Origin of the sequence: Streptomyces sp. NPDC001406 (genome assembly GCF_042895285.1) — a bacterium.
Lineage (GTDB): Bacteria > Actinomycetota > Actinomycetes > Streptomycetales > Streptomycetaceae > Streptomyces.
Genome location: NZ_JBIAWG010000002.1, coordinates 647996 through 665754 on the forward strand (window position 1 = coordinate 647996; position 17759 = coordinate 665754).

At 72.8% G+C, this 17759-nt stretch carries 14 protein-coding genes, 2 pseudogenes and 1 riboswitch; of the genes and pseudogenes, 10 read left to right on the forward strand and 6 right to left on the reverse strand.

Going from position 1 to position 17759, the window contains the following annotated elements; translation table 11 throughout:
* Positions 1-8: 8 nt before the first annotated feature.
* Complete coding sequence (locus tag ACFY1J_RS07015) at positions 9-716, forward strand: response regulator (RefSeq protein ID WP_390707195.1); 708 nt, start codon at positions 9-11, stop codon at positions 714-716.
* Between the two features lie 116 nt (positions 717-832).
* Positions 833-2017, forward strand: coding sequence for a cytochrome P450 (locus ACFY1J_RS07020; protein WP_390707598.1), 1185 nt, complete (start codon positions 833-835; stop codon positions 2015-2017).
* A gap of 48 nt (positions 2018-2065) precedes the next feature.
* Here ACFY1J_RS07020 and ACFY1J_RS07025 read toward each other — a convergent pair whose 3' ends face one another.
* Positions 2066-3088, reverse strand: a complete 1023-nt coding sequence (locus tag ACFY1J_RS07025; protein ID WP_390707194.1) for a Gfo/Idh/MocA family oxidoreductase — start codon at positions 3086-3088, stop codon at positions 2066-2068.
* A gap of 129 nt (positions 3089-3217) precedes the next feature.
* Here ACFY1J_RS07025 and ACFY1J_RS07030 point away from each other — a divergent pair, with 129 nt between their 5' ends.
* The 6 genes and pseudogenes from ACFY1J_RS07030 to ACFY1J_RS07055 all read left to right on the forward strand — a co-directional run.
* Positions 3218-3955: a GntR family transcriptional regulator gene (locus ACFY1J_RS07030; protein WP_363294982.1), complete on the forward strand. Its 738-nt coding sequence runs from the start codon at positions 3218-3220 to the stop codon at positions 3953-3955.
* 120 nt (positions 3956-4075) lie between these two features.
* A complete protein-coding gene (locus ACFY1J_RS07035; protein WP_390707193.1) occupies positions 4076-5221 on the forward strand; it encodes an ROK family glucokinase in 1146 nt (381 codons plus the stop codon).
* On the forward strand, positions 5218-5799 hold the full coding sequence (locus ACFY1J_RS07040; protein ID WP_390730811.1) for a sugar kinase: 582 nt from the start codon (positions 5218-5220) through the stop codon (positions 5797-5799). Before ACFY1J_RS07035 ends, ACFY1J_RS07040 begins: the two co-directional genes overlap by 4 nt.
* A 97-nt stretch (positions 5800-5896) precedes the next feature.
* Positions 5897-8767 (forward strand): DEAD/DEAH box helicase, encoded by a 2871-nt coding sequence (locus ACFY1J_RS07045; RefSeq protein WP_390707191.1) that lies wholly within the window; start codon positions 5897-5899, stop codon positions 8765-8767.
* Positions 8764-10719, forward strand: coding sequence for an SWIM zinc finger family protein (locus ACFY1J_RS07050; RefSeq protein WP_390707190.1), 1956 nt, complete (start codon positions 8764-8766; stop codon positions 10717-10719). The genes ACFY1J_RS07045 and ACFY1J_RS07050 overlap by 4 nt, the downstream gene beginning before the upstream one ends.
* An 87-nt stretch (positions 10720-10806) precedes the next feature.
* A pseudogene (locus ACFY1J_RS07055) lies at positions 10807-10908 on the forward strand (3-oxoadipate enol-lactone hydrolase); the annotation flags it as partial.
* Positions 10909-11244: 336 nt separating this feature from the next.
* Here the strand turns inward: ACFY1J_RS07055 and ACFY1J_RS07060 are convergent.
* From ACFY1J_RS07060 to ACFY1J_RS07075, 4 genes are all read right to left on the reverse strand, one after another.
* Entirely contained in the window at positions 11245-12540 is a 1296-nt protein-coding gene (locus tag ACFY1J_RS07060) for an NRAMP family divalent metal transporter (protein WP_390730812.1), read from the reverse strand.
* Positions 12537-13904: a magnesium transporter MgtE N-terminal domain-containing protein gene (locus ACFY1J_RS07065; RefSeq protein WP_390707188.1), complete on the reverse strand. Its 1368-nt coding sequence runs from the start codon at positions 13902-13904 to the stop codon at positions 12537-12539. Before ACFY1J_RS07065 ends, ACFY1J_RS07060 begins: the two co-directional genes overlap by 4 nt.
* Positions 13905-14233: 329 nt before the next feature.
* Positions 14234-14404: riboswitch (M-box (ykoK) riboswitch) on the reverse strand.
* 205 nt (positions 14405-14609) lie between these two features.
* Positions 14610-14759 carry a hypothetical protein gene (locus tag ACFY1J_RS07070; protein WP_390707187.1) on the reverse strand — a complete coding sequence of 50 codons (150 nt, stop codon included), beginning with the start codon at positions 14757-14759 and terminating at the stop codon, positions 14610-14612.
* Positions 14756-14941: a hypothetical protein gene (locus tag ACFY1J_RS07075; RefSeq protein WP_390707597.1), complete on the reverse strand. Its 186-nt coding sequence runs from the start codon at positions 14939-14941 to the stop codon at positions 14756-14758. Before ACFY1J_RS07075 ends, ACFY1J_RS07070 begins: the two co-directional genes overlap by 4 nt.
* A 29-nt stretch (positions 14942-14970) precedes the next feature.
* Here ACFY1J_RS07075 and ACFY1J_RS07080 point away from each other — a divergent pair.
* Both ACFY1J_RS07080 and ACFY1J_RS07085 read left to right on the forward strand, forming a co-directional pair.
* Positions 14971-15219, forward strand: a pseudogene (locus ACFY1J_RS07080) (CorA family divalent cation transporter); the annotation flags it as partial.
* A 65-nt stretch (positions 15220-15284) separates the two neighbouring features.
* Positions 15285-16382 (forward strand): magnesium and cobalt transport protein CorA, encoded by a 1098-nt coding sequence (locus ACFY1J_RS07085; RefSeq protein WP_390707186.1) that lies wholly within the window; start codon positions 15285-15287, stop codon positions 16380-16382.
* A gap of 138 nt (positions 16383-16520) precedes the next feature.
* Here the strand turns inward: ACFY1J_RS07085 and ACFY1J_RS07090 are convergent, their stop codons facing one another.
* Positions 16521-17759, reverse strand: a complete 1239-nt coding sequence (locus tag ACFY1J_RS07090) for an MFS transporter (protein WP_390730813.1) — start codon at positions 17757-17759, stop codon at positions 16521-16523.

The following is a 17759-nucleotide window of genomic DNA, read 5'->3' on the forward strand; positions in this document are numbered from 1 at the left end:
TATGGCCCATGACTGCGATCAGACTGCTCCTCGTCGACGACGATCCCCTGGTGCGGGCGGGCCTGTCCTTCATGCTGGGCGGGGCCGACGGCATCGAGATCGTCGGGGAGGCCGCGGACGGCAGCGAGGTCGAGGCGGTCGTCGACCGCACCCGGCCGGACGTCGTCCTGATGGACATCCGTATGCCGTCGGTGGACGGGCTCACGGCCACCGAGCGGCTGCGCGGCCGAAAGGACGCCCCTCAGGTCGTCGTCCTCACCACCTTCCATGCCGACGAGCAGGTGCTGCGCGCCCTGCGCGCGGGTGCGGCCGGATTCGTCCTGAAGGACACCCCGCCCGCCGAGATCGTCGCGGCGGTGCGGAGGGTCGCGGCCGGTGATCCCGTCCTGTCGCCCACCGTCACCCGCCAGTTGATGGAGCACGCGGCCGGCACCCCGGCCGACACCCGGCGCTCCCGCGCGCGGGAGCGGCTCGCCGGCCTCAACGACCGCGAACGGGAGGTCGCCGTCGCGGTCGGCCGCGGGCTCGCCAACGCCCAGATCGCCGCCGGACTCTTCATGAGCGTCGCCACCGTCAAGACCCACGTGTCCCGCATCCTGGCCAAACTCGGCCTCAACAACCGCGTGCAGATCGCCCTGTTGGCCTATGACGCGGGGCTGCTGGAAGAGGGAGAGGAAGGAAACGAGGGGCACGCCGGCGAGCACGCCGGGCACTAGGCGAGCACGCCGGGCACTGGTTGGGCACGCCGGGCACTGGTCGGGCCGGTCGCGCGTTGTCAGTGCACCGGGACCCGCCCGGAGGACTTCGGGGGATGTCCGAGATGGGGGAGACCATGGGCCAAGTGATCGACCTGGGTGACTTCGGGGACGGGTTCCACAGGGACCCGCATCCGGTCTACGCGCGCCTGCGGGAGCGGGGTCCCGTGCACCGCGTCCGGCTCCCGGCACCCGACCAGCACCAAGAGACCTGGCTCGTCGTGGGGTACGAGGAGGCGCGTGCGGCCCTCGCCGACCCCCGGCTGTCCAAGGACGGCAGCAGGATCGGGGTGACCTTCCTCGACGAGGAGCTGATCGGCAAGTATCTGCTGGTCGCCGACCCGCCGCAGCACACGCGGCTGCGCGGGCTCATCACGCGCGCGTTCACCATGCGCCGGGTGGAGGAACTGCGGCCGAGGATCCAGGAGATCACCGACCGGCTGCTGGACGAGATGCTGCCGCACGGCCGCGCCGACCTGGTGGACGCCCTCGCCTACCCGCTGCCGATCACCGTCATCTGCGAGCTGCTCGGCGTCCCCGAGATGGACCGCACACAGTTCCGGAAGCTGTCCACGGAGGCGGTGGCGCCGACCAGCGCACAGAGCGAGTACGACGCCTTCGTCCGGCTCGCCGAGTACCTGACCGAGCTGATCGACGACAAACGGCGTGCCGGACCGAGCGGCGATCTGCTCGGTGACCTGATCCGCGCCACCGCCGAGGACGGCGACCGGCTCTCCCCCCGGGAGCTGCGCGGCATGGCCTTCGTGCTGCTGATCGCGGGCCACGAGACCACGGTCAACCTGATCGCCAACACCGTCCTCGCCCTGCTGGAGCACCCCGGTCAACTCGCCGCCCTGCGCGCCGACATGACACTCCTCGACGGCGCGATCGAGGAGACGCTGCGGTACGAGGGACCGGTGGAGAACGCGACGTACCGATTCGCCGCGGAGCCCCTGGAGATCGCCGGGACGCCCATCGCGCGGGGCGACACCGTGCTGATCGGTCTCAGCGCCGCCGACCGGGACGCGGCCCGCTGTCCCGACCCCGACCGCTTCGACATCCGCCGCGACAACCGCGGCCACCTCGCCTTCGGCCACGGCATTCACTACTGCCTGGGTGCACCCCTGGCTCGTCTGGAGGCCCGCACGGCCGTCCGTTCGCTGCTGGGCCGTGCCCCCGCGCTCACCTTGGACGGACCGCCCGGTGACTGGCTGCCGGGGATGCTGATGCGCGGGGTGCGGAGTCTGCCGGTGCGCTGGTAGCGGCCGCGGCCGCGGCCCGGCGGGGTGGCCGTTCCCTGTGTACGGCTCTCATCCGAGCGCGGACGCGGCGCCGCCGGGGACTTCCATCAGGCGCACGGGTCTGCGCTCCCGGCGGGACCGCTCGCAGGCCTCGGCGACCCGCAGGGCCTGCAGGGCCTCCCGTCCGTCGCAGGGGTTGGCCCGAGCGCCGTGCAGCACGTCCACGAAGGCGCACAGTTCGGCCTCGTACGCGGGGCCGAAGCGCTCCAGGAACCCCGTCCACGGCTTGTCCGCGGCGGGCGGCCCGGTCGGCTCGGTCGAGGCGACCGGCGTACGGTCGTCCAGGCCCACCACGACCGTGTCCCGTTCGCCGGCGAGCTCCATCCTGACGTCGTAGCCCGCCCCGTTCAGCCGGGTCGCCGTCGCCGTGGCCAGGGTGCCGTCGTCCAGGGTGAGGACGGCCGCGCCCGTGTCGACGTCCCCCGCCTCGCGGAACATCGCGGGCCCGGCGTCCGACCCGGTCGCGTACACGTCGACGATCTCGCGCCCCGTCACCCAGCGCACCACGTCGAAGTCATGGATCAGGGTGTCCCGGAACAGCCCGCCGGACAGCGGCAGCCACTCGACCGGGGGAGGGGACTGGTCGCAGGTCATCGCCCGGATCGTGTGCAGCCGTCCGAGCCGCCCCGCGCGCACCGCCTCCCGCGCGCCCATGTAGCCCGCGTCGAAGCGCCGCTGGAACCCCATCTGCAGAACCGTCCCGGCCGCGTCGACCTCGCCGAGCGCCTGCAGCGTGCCCGGCAGGTCGAGGGCGATGGGCTTCTCGCAGAAGACCGGGAGGCCGGAACGTGCTGCCCGACCGATCAGTTCGGCGTGCGCCGAGGTCGCCGTGGTGATCACCACCGCGTCCACGCCCCACTTGAAGATCTCGTCCACACCCGGCGCGGCCGTCTCTCCCAGACGGTGCGCCAAGGCCTGGGCCCGCGCCGGATCCCGGTCCGTGAGGATCAGCGATCCGACATCGCGATGGCGGCTGAGCGTGTTCGCATGAATGGCTCCGATGCGGCCCGTGCCGATGACCCCGATGCGCATGGAAACAAAGTGAGGGGCGACCCCGCATGCTGTCAATGCGCATGTCCGGACAATCAAACTACACAACTTCCCGTCAACCATTCACAGAGCTACGCTCGGCCCGTGCCCAAACCAGAAGTGGACCCGACCGTGTCGCTCGCCCTCACCGTGGACCGGAGCTCGCCGGTGCCCTTGTACTTCCAGCTGTCCCAGCAGCTGGAGGCCGCGATCGAGCACGGAGACCTCACTCCCGGCAGCCTCCTGGGCAACGAGATCGAGCTCGCCGCACGGCTCGGCCTGTCCCGGCCCACGGTCCGCCAGGCCATCCAGTCCCTCGTCGACAAGGGCCTCCTCGTGCGCCGCCGAGGCGTCGGCACGCAGGTCGTGCACAGCCAGGTCAAGCGACCGCTGGAGCTCAGCAGCCTCTACGACGACCTGGAGGCGGCCGGTCAGCGCCCCGCGACCAAGGTCCTGGTCAACACCGTCGTCCCGGCCTCCGCCGAGGTCGCGGCCGCGCTCGGGGTCGCCGAGGGCAGCGACGTGCACCGCATCGAGCGGCTGCGGCTGGCGCACGGGGAGCCGATGGCGTACCTGATCAACCATCTGCCGCCCGGGCTGCTCGACCTGGACACCGCGCAGCTGGAGGCCACCGGCCTGTACCGGCTGATGCGCTCCGCCGGCATCACCCTGCACAGCGCCCGGCAGTCCATCGGCGCCCGCGGCGCCACGGCCCCCGAGGCCGAGCGGCTCGCCGAGGAGGAGGGCGCCCCGCTGCTCACCATGCAGCGCACCACCTTCGACGACACCGGCCGCGCGGTCGAGTTCGGCGACCACACCTACCGCCCCTCGCGCTACTCCTTCGAGTTCCAGCTGCTCGTACGGTCCTGACGGCCTTCCGGCCGATGACGGCATTCGTCGCAATGTCCGGACAATGCGACGCACACGGCCTCGCGGGCCGTCGCTCCCCCGTACGGCACTCGGGGCGACGGTGAGGCAGAATCGGCCCCGATGAGCACCTACCGCGACCTCACCGCCCCCATCGGCTCCCGCCGGGCCCCGGTGCTGCGCACCGTGGGCACCCGGGAACGCCGCTCTCACCTGACCGCGCCCCGGGTCCCCACCGTAGGGATCGACATCGGCGGCACCAAGGTCATGGCGGGCGTAGTGGACGCCGACGGCAACATCCTGGAGAAGGTCCGCACCGAGACGCCGGACAAGTCGAAGAGTCCCAGGGTCGTCGAGGACACCATCGTCGAACTGGTCCTGGACCTCTCCGACCGGCACGACGTGCACGCCGTCGGCATCGGCGCGGCCGGCTGGGTCGACGCCGACCGCAACCGGGTGCTCTTCGCGCCCCACCTGTCATGGCGCAACGAACCGCTGCGCGACCGCATCTCCGGGCGCCTGTCGGTGCCCGTCCTCGTGGACAACGACGCCAACACGGCCGCCTGGGCGGAGTGGCGGTTCGGCGCGGGACGCGGCGAGGACCACCTCGTCATGATCACGCTGGGCACCGGCATCGGCGGCGCGATCCTGGAGGACGGCCAGGTCAAGCGCGGCAAGTACGGCGTCGCGGGTGAATTCGGCCATATGCAGGTCGTGCCCGGCGGCCACCGCTGCCCGTGCGGCAACCGCGGCTGCTGGGAGCAGTACAGCTCCGGCAACGCCCTGGTCCGCGAGGCCAAGGAGCTGGCCGCCGCCGACTCGCCGGTGGCCTACGGGATCATCGAGCACGTCAAGGGCAACATCAACGACATCACCGGCCCGATGATCACCGAGCTGGCCCGCGAGGGCGACGCCATGTGCATCGAGCTGCTCCAGGACATCGGCCAGTGGCTCGGCGTCGGCATCGCCAACCTCGCGGCCGCCCTCGACCCGTCCTGCTTCGTCATCGGCGGCGGCGTCAGCGCGGCCGACGACCTGCTGATCGGCCCCGCGCGGGACGCCTTCAAGCGCCACCTCACCGGCCGCGGCTACCGCCCCGAGGCCCGGATCACCCGCGCCCAGCTCGGCCCCGAGGCCGGCATGGTCGGCGCCGCCGACCTCGCCCGCCTGGTCGCCCGCCGCTTCCGGCGCGCCAAGCGGCGCAGGGTGGAGCGCTACGAACGCTACGAGCGGTACGCGGCGGCCCGCCGTACCCAGGACACCGCATGACCGCCTCCCTGCCCCGCCAGGCCACGCCGCCGGACGAACCGCACCGCCCGCCCGAGGACCCGCGCCACAAGGCCCGGCGCCGGGCCCTCACCCTGCTGATCATCGTGCTGCTCATCGGGGTCCCGGCGGGCTACCTGGTGATCTCCGCCAACCAGAGCCGCAACAGCGGCAAGGACAAGGAACAGAAGTACTCGGCGACGGGCCTCACCGCGGGCTGGCCCTCGAAGGTGCAGCGCCGGCTGTACCAGGTGCCGATCCCGCACCCCGCCGACGAGATCGCCTACTACGAGACGAACAACTGGAAGACCAGCCGTCTCTACGTCCAGTTCCGCACCAACAGCGCCGGACTGGACAGTTTCCTGCAGGGCATGCGCGTCGACCGGAACGACCTGAAGAAGGACGACATCGCCATCGGCGCCCGAGACCAGAAGATCACCGGCTGGAACTTCACCGGCCCCGGCCCGTGGTGGGGCATGTCCCACAAGCAGAAAAACCCGGCGCCGACCCAGGACGTGGTCGTGAACCTGGCCGATCCGAACTTCCCGATGGTGTACGTCGTCTCGCGCACGGTGCCCTGACCGGTGGGCTCCGACGGCCGCCGGCGCCGATTGTCAGACCCCGCCCGTACAGTCGAAGACGTCTGATCCGACACAGGGGCGGGAGGTGGCAGGACGTATGAGCGGCACGGCCGCGGTGACAGGGAGCGCGCGGGGGACCGGGACACCGCGTCAGCCGGTCCCGGTGCGTCTCGCGGCCGTCTATCTGCCCGCCCCCCTGCCCCGCGAGGGCCGCGTCGCCTTCTGGGACCCCGACGGGGAACCACTGGCCGCCGACGCGAAGATGCCCGCCGCCGACGGCGAGGAACTGACCGTCGTACGACGGCACGGAGCCGGGGTGCGCCGCAGGAAGGTGCTCGCGCTGTCCCTGCCGCTCGACGAGGCCCTCCCGGTGCTCGTGCGGGCCCGCCGCGACCCCGCCGCCCACCCGGCCACGGCCTGCTGGGGCGCGGCCGCCCTGCACGCGCTGCGCCTCGCCGCCCGCGGCAGACTGCTCCCCGGTCTGACCCCGACCGGGCACGACGCCTGGCGCGCCGGCCCCCTGGAGCCCGACGACATCGCCCATCTGCGCGCGGTGGCGGCGGCCCTGCCCGCCGAGGGACACGCCGTGCCCCTGCCCGGCCCCGGCCCGCTGCGGCTGCCCGAGCCGGAAGCGCTGCTGCGCTCCTTCCTGGACGCGGTCGCGGACACCCTGCCTCGTACCCCGGCCGCGCCGTACACCTCCGGCAAGCCCTTCGCCGCCCGCGACGCCCAGCATCTGCCCCATGCGCAGGAGTGGGCCGCGGAGGTCGCCGCCGGGATGGACGCGGGCGTGCGGATCTCGCTCCGCCTGGACCTCTCCGCGTACCACCTGTTCGACGCCACCCCCGGCGGCGACGGGGCGCGCGGCGCGGGCGCGGCGATCGTCCAGGTGCACAGCCTCGCCGACCCCACCCTCGTGGCCGACGCGGCGGCCCTGTGGGCGGGGGACGCCGACGCGGCGTTCGGGCCACGCGCGCGCGTGGACGCGGCCCTGGCCGTGCGCCGCGCCGCCCGCGTGTGGGCGCCGCTGGACCGGCTCGCCGAGCAGGACGTGCCCGACGTACTGGCCCTGTCCGAGGACGAGCTCGGCGAACTGCTGGGCGCGGCGGCCCCCCGGCTCGCCGCGGCCGGGGTCGCCGTGCACTGGCCCAGGGACCTGGCACACGACCTGAGCGCGGCCGCGGTGGTACGGGCCGCACCGGGCTCGGCGACCGACGGCACCGGCTTCTTCGAGAGCGAGGAACTGCTCCAGTTCCGCTGGCAGCTGGCCCTCGGCGGCGACCCGCTCACCGAGGCCGAGATGGACGAGCTCGCCGAGGCCCACCGCCCGGTCGTCCGGCTCCGGGACCGCTGGGTGCTCGTCGACCCGGCCCTCGTCCGCAAGGCCCGCAAACGCGAACTGGGCCTGCTCGACCCGGTCGACGCGCTCTCCGTCGCGCTCACCGGCAGCGCGGAGGTCGACGGCGAGACCGTGCCGGCGGTGCCGGTCGGTGCGCTGGCCGACCTGCGCGACCGCCTGACGGCCGGACTCCGGCCCGCCGAACCGCCCGCCGGCCTGCACGCCACCCTGCGCGACTACCAGCTGCGGGGTCTGGCCTGGCTCGACCTCATGACCTCCCTCGGCCTGGGCGGCTGCCTCGCCGACGACATGGGCCTCGGCAAGACGATCACGGTCATCGCCCTGCACCTGAAGCGGGCCCGCACCGAGCCGACGCTGGTGGTCTGCCCGGCATCCCTGCTCGGCAACTGGCAGCGGGAGATCGCTCGCTTCGCCCCCGGCGTCCCCGTGCGCCGCTTCCACGGCCCGGACCGCACCCTGGACGGCCTGGACGGCGGCTTCGTCCTCACGACGTACGGGACGATGCGGTCGACCGCCGCACAACTGGCCGGGCAGCCCTGGGGCATGGTGGTCGCGGACGAGGCACAGCACGTCAAGAACCCGTACTCGGCGACGGCCAAGGCGCTGCGCACGATCCCGTCCCCCGCGCGGGTGGCCCTCACCGGCACCCCGGTGGAGAACAACCTCTCCGAACTGTGGGCCCTGCTCGACTGGACGACCCCCGGACTCCTCGGCCCCCTGAAGTCCTTCCGCGCGCGGCACGCGCGCGCCGTGGAGAACGGCGCGGCCGACGAGAACAGCGAGGCGGTCGCCCGTCTCGCCCGCCTGGTGCGCCCCTTCCTGCTGCGCCGCAAGAAGTCCGACCCTGGCATCGTCCCGGAGCTGCCGCCCAAGACGGAGACCGACCACCCGGTCCCCCTCACCCGCGAACAGGCCGCGCTGTACGAGGCGGTGGTGCGCGAGTCGCTGCTGGCCATCGAGACCGCGGAGGGCATGGGCCGCCGGGGCCTGGTGCTGAAGCTGCTCGGGGCGCTCAAGCAGATCTGCGACCACCCCGCCCTGTATCTGAAGGAGGAGGCGCGCGGCGACGGCCTGTCCGCCCGCTCCGGCAAACTCGCCCTGCTCGACGAGCTGTTGGACACCCTGCTCGCCGAGGACGGCTCGGCACTCGTCTTCACCCAGTACGTCGGGATGGCCCGCCTCATCGCCTCCCACCTCTCCGCCCGCGCCGTCCCCGTCGACCTCCTGCACGGCGGCACGCCGGTCCCGGAGCGCGAACACATGGTGGACCGCTTCCAGAGCGGGCGGACCCCGGTGCTCATCCTGTCCCTGAAAGCCGCGGGCACCGGACTGAACCTCACCCGCGCGGGCCATGTCATCCACTTCGACCGCTGGTGGAACCCGGCCGTCGAGGAGCAGGCCACCGACCGCGCCTACCGCATCGGCCAGACCCAGCCGGTCCAGGTCCACCGACTCGTCACCGAGGGCACCGTCGAGGACCGCATCGCCCAGATGCTGGAGTCCAAGCGCGCCCTGGCCGACGCGATCCTCGGCTCCGGCGAGTCCGCCCTCACGGAACTGACGGACCGGGAGCTGACCGACCTGGTGTCGCTGCGGAGGTCGTCGTGACGTCGGCGAGCGGGCAGCCGCGTCCCGGTGACGCGGCACGCCGGGCACTGCGAGAGGCCCGGGACCGAGCGAGCGCGCTCCAGGAGGGCCCCGCCGCCGATACGGCACAGACACCCGAGAACGCGACCGCGCCCGCGAGCGGGGCGCAGCCGACGGGGGCCGAGACCGACGGCACGGCCGGTACGCAGCAAGCGCCTGCCGTCGCCGACGAGACGCGGCCCGGTGACGTCGCGCGGTCGGCGCTTCGGCAGGCGATCTCCGCCCGGCGTGACTCGGGGACGGACGCCGATGACGGCGACGGCACTGCGTACGCCGGCGCGGAAGAAGCCGGCGGCGACCGGCCCACTGCTCACCCCGGGCGCCCCGGCGACGTCGCCCGGGAGGCGCTGCGCGCCGCCCGCAAGGAGGCGGCACAGACCGCGGCGCAGACCGAGGCACCGGCAACCGATGCGCCACGCCGAGCACCCTCCCCGCCCCGAAGCGGTGGGACCGGCCATGTCGACCGTGCGCGGGTGGCGCGTGACGTACGGCAGTTGCTCGTGAACGGGTTCCGGATGCCGTCGGCGGCGGCCGACCCGGAGCCCTCCACCGGGGCCTCCCGGCGGGCTGCCGCCGAAGACTCGCTCCCCGAGAAGCCGACCCCGCCCCCCGCCACCGCCCCCACGCCCCCGCCCGTCCCCCGGACGATGGCCACCCCCCACCGCGACGGCGAACTCCGCCGGACGTTCCCCGCCTTCCCTCCCCGCACGTCGCCGGAGGGCGCCGGGTTCGCCGAGACCTGGTGGGGCAACGCCTGGGTGGACGCGCTGGAGCGGGGCGCGCTCGATGTGAAGCGGCTGGCGCGCGGACGCGGTTACTCGGCGCAGGGACACGTGGACGCCATCACCGTGACGCCCGGCCTCCTCCTCGCCTATGTGCAGGGCAGCCGCCCGCGGCCGTACCGCGTGCAGGTGCGGCTGCGCACGCTCGCCGAGGCCGACTGGGAGCGGTTCCTGGACGCGGCCGCCGACCGGCCCGGCCATATCGCCGCCCTGCTCGACAAGGAGCTGCCGCAGTCCCTCGCCGACTGCGGAGTCCCGCTCCTGCCCGGCCCCGGCGATCTCGAACCGCACTGCAGCTGCCCCGACTCGGGCCACCCCTGCAAGCACGCCGCCGCGCTCTGCTACCAGACCGCACGCCTGCTCGACGCCGACCCCTTCGTGCTGCTTCTGCTGCGCGGCCGCGGCGAGCGCGAGCTCCTGGACGCGCTGTCCCGCCGCAACGCCGCCCGGGCGGCCCGCGCCGCGCAGGAACAGGGACCCGCGCCCCTGCCCGGCGTACGCGCGACCGATGCCCTGGCCGCACGCGAACTCCCGCCTCTCCCGCCCCCGTTGCCGGTGCCCCCGCACCCGGAGCAGCCCCCGGTGTATCCGGCGTCCCCGGGCGGCCCCGACCCCTTCGCCCTGGACCAGCTGGCGACGGACGCCGCCGCCCGCGCGCACGCGCTGCTCGGCACCGGACGTGACCCGGTCGGCGAGCTGACGCTGTGGCAGGACGCGGTGCGTCTCGCGGCGGCCCGCCCCGGTTCCGGTCTGACCGCGGGCACCCGCGCCCTCTACTCCTCACTCGCCTCCGCCGCCGGCCGCACCCCGGCCGAGCTGGCGCGCGCGGTCGCCGCCTGGCGGCAGGGCGGCCTCGACGGGCTCGCCGCCCTGGAGGAGCCCTGGGACCCGCCGGCGGGCCGCTTCGACCGCGCCCGGCCCCTGCTCCTGGCCGCCGACCTCCCGGCGTTCCGCCCCTGGCGCAACCACCTCACCCACCCCCACGGCCATGTCCAACTCCGCCTGGGCCGCGACGGCTTGTGGTACGCCTACGAGTCGGAACCGGGCCGGGACGACTGGTGGCCCCGGGGCACCCCGGACCTGGACCCGGTGGGCGCGCTGACCGGGCTGGGAACACCGGGCGACGTCTGAGGCGCACGGCCGCCACGACATGGGACGGCTTGCACGCATTCGGACCCCGGCATGTGAGAGATCGTGAGATGTGAGAGCGTGCAGGGCGTGAGTGAGACACCGACGAACACCCTGCGATACTGCTTCGACGGCCCGGAAGACGCCCCGGTCCTCATTCTCGGCCCCTGCCTCGGGACGACATGGCACATGTCGTAGAAACCGTCCACGGGCGTCCAGTTGATCCAGGGTGAGCGCGTAAGTCCAGGTCAGAGCCTTGTGACGTGAGTGCGTCCGCGGGGTTGGTGACCCGCCTGTGATCGCTCGTGACACGTGAGGACCCCCCGTCGGCTGAAACGAGATGGGCTGCACCAGGGCTGGTTCAGCCACAGCTCCCACCCTCGCGGATACACCGTTTCCTGAGTCAGGGTGCGGGCTCGGGGCCGAGGGTGATGAGTACGACGATGGTGGTGATCCAGACGAGCAGGGCCGTGCCTACCAGGTAGGGGCCGTACTTCTTCATGGCGGGACTCCCTTGCGGGGTGGTGATCAGGCGAGGCCGAACCAGCCGAGGACGGTCTGGACGAGCAGGATGGTGGACATGCTCGCGACGCCGACGACCACGGCGGTGGCGGCGATGCGGTAGCGCGGGCTGTTGGCAGCCGGGCCGAGGACGGAGCGGCGGTTGGTCAGGACCAGCAGATAGACGAGGACGATCGGGCTGATGAGGCCCTGCAGGACCTGGGTGCCGATGAGGAGCTGGATGACGTCGACCGGGGTCATCGCCACTGTGGCGCCCAGCACGATCTGGGCGGTGAACAGGCCCAGGAACAGCGGGGCGTCGCGGAAGCTGCGGGAGACGGAGCGTTCCACCCCGGCCGCCTCCCCTATGGCGTAGCTGGCCGAGAGCGGGATGACCGCGCCCGCGAGAGCCGAGGCGCCGATCAGGCCCAGGGCGAAGAGGAGTTCGGCGTTCTGGCCGGCCACCGGTTTCAACGCCTCCGCTGCCTGGGCGGCGGAGTTGAGCGGGCCGGTGCCGCCGATCGCGGCGGCGGTGGCGATGATGATGGTCAGGCTGATGACGCAGGCGAAGACCGCGCCGAGCATGGCGTCCAGTTTGATCAGCCGGTAGTCCTCGGGCTTGGCTCCGCGGTCTACGACGCCTGCGGCGGCGTAGAACTGCATGTAGGGGCTGACCGTCGTACCGATGAGGGCGACGGCGAGCAGGATGAAGTCCTTGCTCGGTTCGATGTGGGGGACGACGAGGTGTTTGCCCACGTCGGCCCATTGCGGGTGGCCGAGGATCATCGCGATCGGGTACGCGAAGAACGCCAGTGACATGATCAGGAAGATGCGCTCGGCCCATCGGTAGGAGCCGAACAGGACGAGTGACCACAGCAGGATCGCGGCCGGCGGGATGACCGCCCACTTGGGGACGCCGAGGAGTTCGAAGGCGGCGCCGATGCCGGCGAACTCCGACACGACCAGCCCGGTGTTGGCCAGCAGCAGGCAGAACACCGCCAGTCCGGTCAGGCGGAGGCTGAACTGCTCGCGGATCAGCGCGCCGAGGCCCTTGCCGGTGTGCGCGCCGAGCCGTACGGCCATCTCCTGGACCATGACCAGGGCGATGGTGACCAGCATCATGAAGAACAAGGTGCCGTAGGTGAACTGGGAGCCGGCGGAGGCGTAGGTGGCGATGCCTGCGGCGTCGTTGCCGGCGTTCGCGGCGACCAGGCCGGGGCCGGCGATCGCCGCGACCATGGTGATGCGCCGCCAGCCGGTGCGGCGGACGGGGCCCGTCGCGACCGCCGGTGCTGCGGTGGCGGTGTCGAGGTCGCGGGTCACTGCAGGAACCTCCGGAAGTGCAGGCGCCCACGCTCGGGCAGCAGGGCGTCGAGCAGGTCGTCGGCCAGGATCCGGCCGAGCGGGCGGTCGGTGTCGTCGACCACCAGCAGTGAGGAGGCGCGGGCGGCGACCAGTTCGTCGGCGGCCTCGGCCACAGCGGTGTCCGGCCGGACCGTGACGGGCGGACCGAACTGCGCCCGCCAGGCGACCAGGTCGGCCACCGGGGTCGTGTCCTCGGCCACGGCGAGGTCGAACAGCGCGATGTCGGTGACCAGACGCCCCTCCTCGTCCACGACCACGACGGCGTCGATCTCGGTGCGGTGCTCGGCCTGCTCGGCCAGCTGCGCCCGCACCTGGGCGACGGTCTGATCCCGGTGGGCGGTGATCAGCAGGGTGGTCATGGCGCCGCCCGCGGTGCCCTCCCGGTGCGTCAGCAGCCGACGAAGCTCCGCCGCTTCCCCGGACGGCATGCGGGTCAGCAGCGCCTCGCGCTCCTCGGGGGTCAGGTCGCGCAGGGCGTCGGTGGCCTCGTCCGGCTCCATCTCGTCCACCAGCCGGGCGGCATGTTCCGGCTGAGCCTCGCGCAGGAGGTTCTCCAGCTCGTGCGGTTCCATCTCCTCCAGCGCGTCGGCGGCCTGCTCCGGCTCCAGCCAGCCCAGCAACTGCTGTCGCTCGGCGCGGCCGAGGTCTTCGAGGATGTCGGCGAGGTCGGCCGGGCGCAGCCGGTGCAGCGCGGCCCGGGAGGCCCGCAGCCGTACCTCGGGCGGTCCTTCGGTGGCCTGTTCGGCGAACGGGGCGACCGCCTGCCAGTCCAGCACCCGTTCCGGGGTCGGCCTGGCCTGCCACCGGCGGGGGCCGAGCCGGCGCAGCAGAGTCGGCAGACTCACATCCACGCCGACCAGCACCACGCGGTCGACCAGCGGAGCCAGGTACAGGTCGGCGGCCCGGGTGACCTGGACCCCGTCCACGTCGACGAGCTGATGGTCGAGTACGTCCTTGGCCAGCAGGACCTCGCCGGGGCGGCGGGCGAAGTCGCGCAGGTCGACGCGGGCGGTGGACAGGCGTACGTGCCCGGCGTGCACTTTGCCGATGGCGTCCGACGCCAGGAAGGTGCGCCGTCGTCCGATGCGCAGGATCAGGCCGGTGACCGGCGGGTATGCGTCCGCGCCGTAGAGCCGGGCGACCACGTCGACGACGCGGCCGACCTCCTCGCCGGCCTGGTTGGTGACGGGTCCGCCGATCAGGCCGGCGAGCGAGACCAGCGAGGTGCGGACCGCCTTGGTGGCGGTGGCCCGGCGTTCCAGGTGGACCCGGCGGTCGCGCAGGCGGGCGGTGGTGGACGTGAGCAGAGTGTGGGCAGCCAAGGTGAACACCCTCTTGCCCCGGTATGGCGGGGCATCGGGCGGCCCACGGCAGCGCGCTTCCCCTGAACCGGCGGCAGCAGGCACGCCGGGCACACCCCGGTAGACGGCCTGACAAGGCCGGTGAGCAGGGCTAACCGCCCACTGAGGAGCCGGGCGGATCAGGGATCAGGGAAGAGCGGGCTGCTTCGGGCCGCGGAAGGACGGCGCGGACAACACGAAGAGGGGCCGACTATGGCCCGGACTACTGTCCATGTCGCCTCCTCCCGGTCGTGGCCGCGCACAGGGCGTCGCGGTCAAGCGGCAAGGGGAAGCCGGGCAGCGCACGGCCCGGCACACCCCATCTCGTCAGAGCTTTGGCACTCCACGTCGTAATCCCCTACGGGGAAGCCACTTGGGGTCACCCCTTGGGCCGGGGAGACCTGTCCTGATCCGGAGCGTCTCTCGACGGGTGGGATCAGTGGCCTGTGTCCGTGAAGACGCCTCACCGAACGAGGTGTCTGGTCAAACCGTGCAAAGCCTACGCCCGCGCCGACCCGGCCTCCTAATCCATGACCAGCCCTTGACCCCGGACGGAACCGGAATTGGCCGTCACCGTCCCTCACTGTCGGAACGCCCTGGTGAGAACGCTGCCTCGATCCACCCGTGCACGACGGTCACGGGTACACGTCCGTCGGCCGCGACGACATGTTCCGGCACGCCGGAGATTCAGGCGGCCAGCGCGGCCCTTCGCAGGTCGGCGGTGCGCGAGGCGAGACCGACCTGGTAGGCGCCCGCGGAGCCGGCGGCCAGTTTCGAGGCGTCCTCGGCCGGCTGACGGGCGGCCCAGCGGGCGCGCAGTACGGCGATGTCGCTCATGCGACCGCCGCCTCCCGTTCCGTGTCGAGGGACGTGTCGTCGAGGTGCCAGTGCAGATTCCGCACACCCGGCTCCAGCGACAGCCGAGCGATGAGCTGTTCCAGGCTGCGGGCGGGGTCGCAGCTGAGGGCGACGGCGGCCCGCAGGTTGGTGGTCTCGTCGCCGGCGCGGCGTACCCGCAGCCCGGTGGGCCGAGCGCCGCGTCCCCGGCGTCGACAGGGAACTGGCCGCCTACTTCCGCGACGTCGCCGACCACCGCACCCCGGCCGCCGACCGTGTCACCGCCCTGACCGAACTCGTCGACAACGCCCTGTCCTTGGCCCTCGCCCAGACCGGCATCCAGCAGAACCACGACATGCGCCGCATCAGCGCCGCCGCCGCGCTGATCGCCGTACCCGTCGCCATCGCGGGCGTCTACGGCATGAACTTCGACCACATGCCCGAGCTGCACTGGCTCTGACCTTCGCTTTACGACCGTCTGGCACACTGTCCGGACCCTACGGCCCGGTGAAGGAGAACCCCGCAATGTCGATGGTCGGCAACCTGCGCAAAGTGGCCCGACTGACACGGCGGAACCGCCGCCGAGTGGACCTCAGCCACCCGGCCCGCTCCCCGCTCGGCTCCTCGGTGGTCAACTGCGTCATCTACCGCGACGGCGTCCGCCAGCCTGGCACGGACACGGTCGAGGAGGCGGTCCGGCAGGTACGCGAGCGCGGCCACGGCTTCGTCTGGCTGGGCTTGCACGAGCCGACCGAGACGGAGTTCACGCGCGTCGCCGAACTCTTCGATCTGCACCCGCTGGCCGTCGAGGACGCCGTGGTGGCCCACCAGCGGCCCAAGCTGGAGAGCTACGGCGACGTCCTGTTCGCCGTCTTCAAGACCGTCACCTACGTCGAGCACGAGCAGCTGACCGCCACCAGCGAGGTCGTCGACACCGGCGAGATCATGGTCTTCACCGGCCCCGACTTCGTCGTCACCGTTCGTCACGGCCGGCACGGCTCCCTCGGCCCGCTGCGCGAGGACCTGGAAGCCGAGCCGGAGCAGCTGGGCAAGGGCCCCTCCGCCGTCCTGCACGCCATCGCCGACCACGTCGTAGACGACTACGTGAGCGTCACCGACGCCGTCCAGAGCGACATCGACGCCGTCGAGTCCGCCGTCTTCTCCCCGCAGGGCGTGAAGACGGCGGACGCCGGCCGCATCTACCAGCTCAAGCGTGAACTCCTGGAGCTCAAGCGGGCCGTGGTCCCTCTCGCCCGCCCGCTGGAGACGCTCTGGACCAAGCCGCCGCGCACCGTCGACCCCGGCATACGACCCTATTTCCGCGACGTCGCCGACCACCTCGCCCGCGTCACCGAGCAGATCACCTCCTTCGACGCCCTGCTCGACTCGATCCTCCAGGCCCACCTCGCCCAGGTCGCCGTCGCCCAGAACGAGGACGCCCGCAAGATCACCGCCTGGGCCGCGATCATCGCCGTACCCACCATGGTCTGCGGCCTGTACGGCATGAACTTCGACCACATGCCCGAACTCCACTGGACCTTCGGCTACCCCCTGGCCCTCGGCGTCATCGCCACCGCCTGCTTCCTTCTCCACCGCAACTTCAAGCGCAACGGCTGGCTCTGACCGCATGCCCGGAGGCCGGTGGCATCCTCGGCGTGGGTTCCGTTCGGGGCGGGCGGTGTTGACGGTGAGGAGGCCCGTCGGCTGGGCCGACGCGGGCACCCCGTGCGTGGACCGATCCGGGGCTCGGGCAGCCCACGTTCAGTGCAGGCTCGCGGACGTGCTGTCGGGGCGGCATGGTGAGCCGCCCACCGCGCAGAGGGCTGCTGCGGCGGAGGCCGACGCGAGCACGATGAACAGGCCGGGATAGCCGCCGAGCGGTCCCGCCAGCGCTGCTCCCGCGAACGGCGCCAAGGCGGACGCGACGGTGGCGGGCGCGGCCAGCAGTCCGGACAGACGCCCGTAGTGGGTGGTTCCCCAGCGGTCGGTGACGGCGGTGGCCTGGAGCAGGGTGAGGTTGCCGCGCACCATGCCGGCCGCGATCGCGATACCAACGAGCAGGAGGAAGGGGCCGGAGACCATCGCGAACGCAGCGGTGGTGGTCCCACCCAGGGCGATCAGGATGGTGGTCCGGGTCGTGACGCCGGTCTGGCGGGTGAGGGCGGCGTAGAGGGTACGGCCGATGGTCTGGCCTGCGCCGCCCAGGCCGAGGGTCCAAGCGGCAGCGGTGGGGCCGGCGCCGCGCGCGATCAGCAGGGGCACGAGGGCGATGACGACCGCGTACATGGCGAAGCTGTTCAGCGTGAGCGCGGCGGCGAGCATCAGGAACGGTCGGCTGTGGGCCACCGACCTGCTGTGGGCGTCCCGTTGGGAAGGTGACGCCGGTGCGGGCGGCCAGGGGGCTCGTAGCGCGAAGGCGTGGGCGGGGATGGTCACGAGCGCCAGGAGCAGGGCGAGTACGGCGTATGTGGTGCGCCAGCTCAGGTGCTCGGCGAGCGCGGCGGTCAGCGGGGCGAAGGCGGTGGAGGCGAGGCCGCCGGCCAGGGTGACGATGGTGAGGGCACGGACGCGGTCGCTTCCCCACCATCGAGTCAGGGCGGCGAAGGCGGGCTGGTAGAAGGTGGCGGCCATGGCCACGCCGGCCAACAACCAGGCGGCGGTGAAGACCACGAGGTTGGCTGCACAGGCGATGACCAGCACGGCGACGACGCCCAGGACGGAGCCGGTGGTCATCACTGCACGCGGGCCTCGGCGGTCGAGGGTGCGCCCGACCGGGATGCCGGTGAGGGCGGAGACCAGGAGCGCGCCCGAGAAGGCAGCGGTGGTGGCGGTGGCCGACCAGCCCGTGGCCGCGGTGATATGGGGGTTCAGTACGGGGAAGGCGTAGTAGACGATCCCCCAGCTGGTGATCTGGGTGGCGCACAGGGCGGGCAGGGCGGCACGAAGCCGTGACCGGTCTCCCGTACCGGTCACGGCCTCGCTGGTGTGGAGGTCGGTCAT

Excerpts from the sequence above, each read along its gene's own strand:
- ACFY1J_RS07015 (WP_390707195.1), top strand. The coding sequence starts at position 9 with ATGACTGCGATCAGACTGCTCCTCGTCGACGACGATCCCCTGGTGCGG.
- ACFY1J_RS07020 (WP_390707598.1), top strand. The coding sequence starts at position 833 with ATGGGCCAAGTGATCGACCTGGGTGACTTCGGGGACGGGTTCCACAGG.
- ACFY1J_RS07025 (WP_390707194.1), bottom strand. The coding sequence starts at position 3,088 with ATGCGCATCGGGGTCATCGGCACGGGCCGCATCGGAGCCATTCATGCG.
- ACFY1J_RS07035 (WP_390707193.1), top strand. The coding sequence starts at position 4,076 with ATGAGCACCTACCGCGACCTCACCGCCCCCATCGGCTCCCGCCGGGCC.
- ACFY1J_RS07040 (WP_390730811.1), top strand. The coding sequence starts at position 5,218 with ATGACCGCCTCCCTGCCCCGCCAGGCCACGCCGCCGGACGAACCGCAC.
- ACFY1J_RS07045 (WP_390707191.1), top strand. The coding sequence starts at position 5,897 with ATGAGCGGCACGGCCGCGGTGACAGGGAGCGCGCGGGGGACCGGGACA.
- ACFY1J_RS07070 (WP_390707187.1), bottom strand. The coding sequence starts at position 14,759 with ATGAGCGACATCGCCGTACTGCGCGCCCGCTGGGCCGCCCGTCAGCCG.
- ACFY1J_RS07085 (WP_390707186.1), top strand. The coding sequence starts at position 15,285 with ATGTCGATGGTCGGCAACCTGCGCAAAGTGGCCCGACTGACACGGCGG.
- ACFY1J_RS07090 (WP_390730813.1), bottom strand. The coding sequence starts at position 17,759 with ATGACCGACCTCCACACCAGCGAGGCCGTGACCGGTACGGGAGACCGG.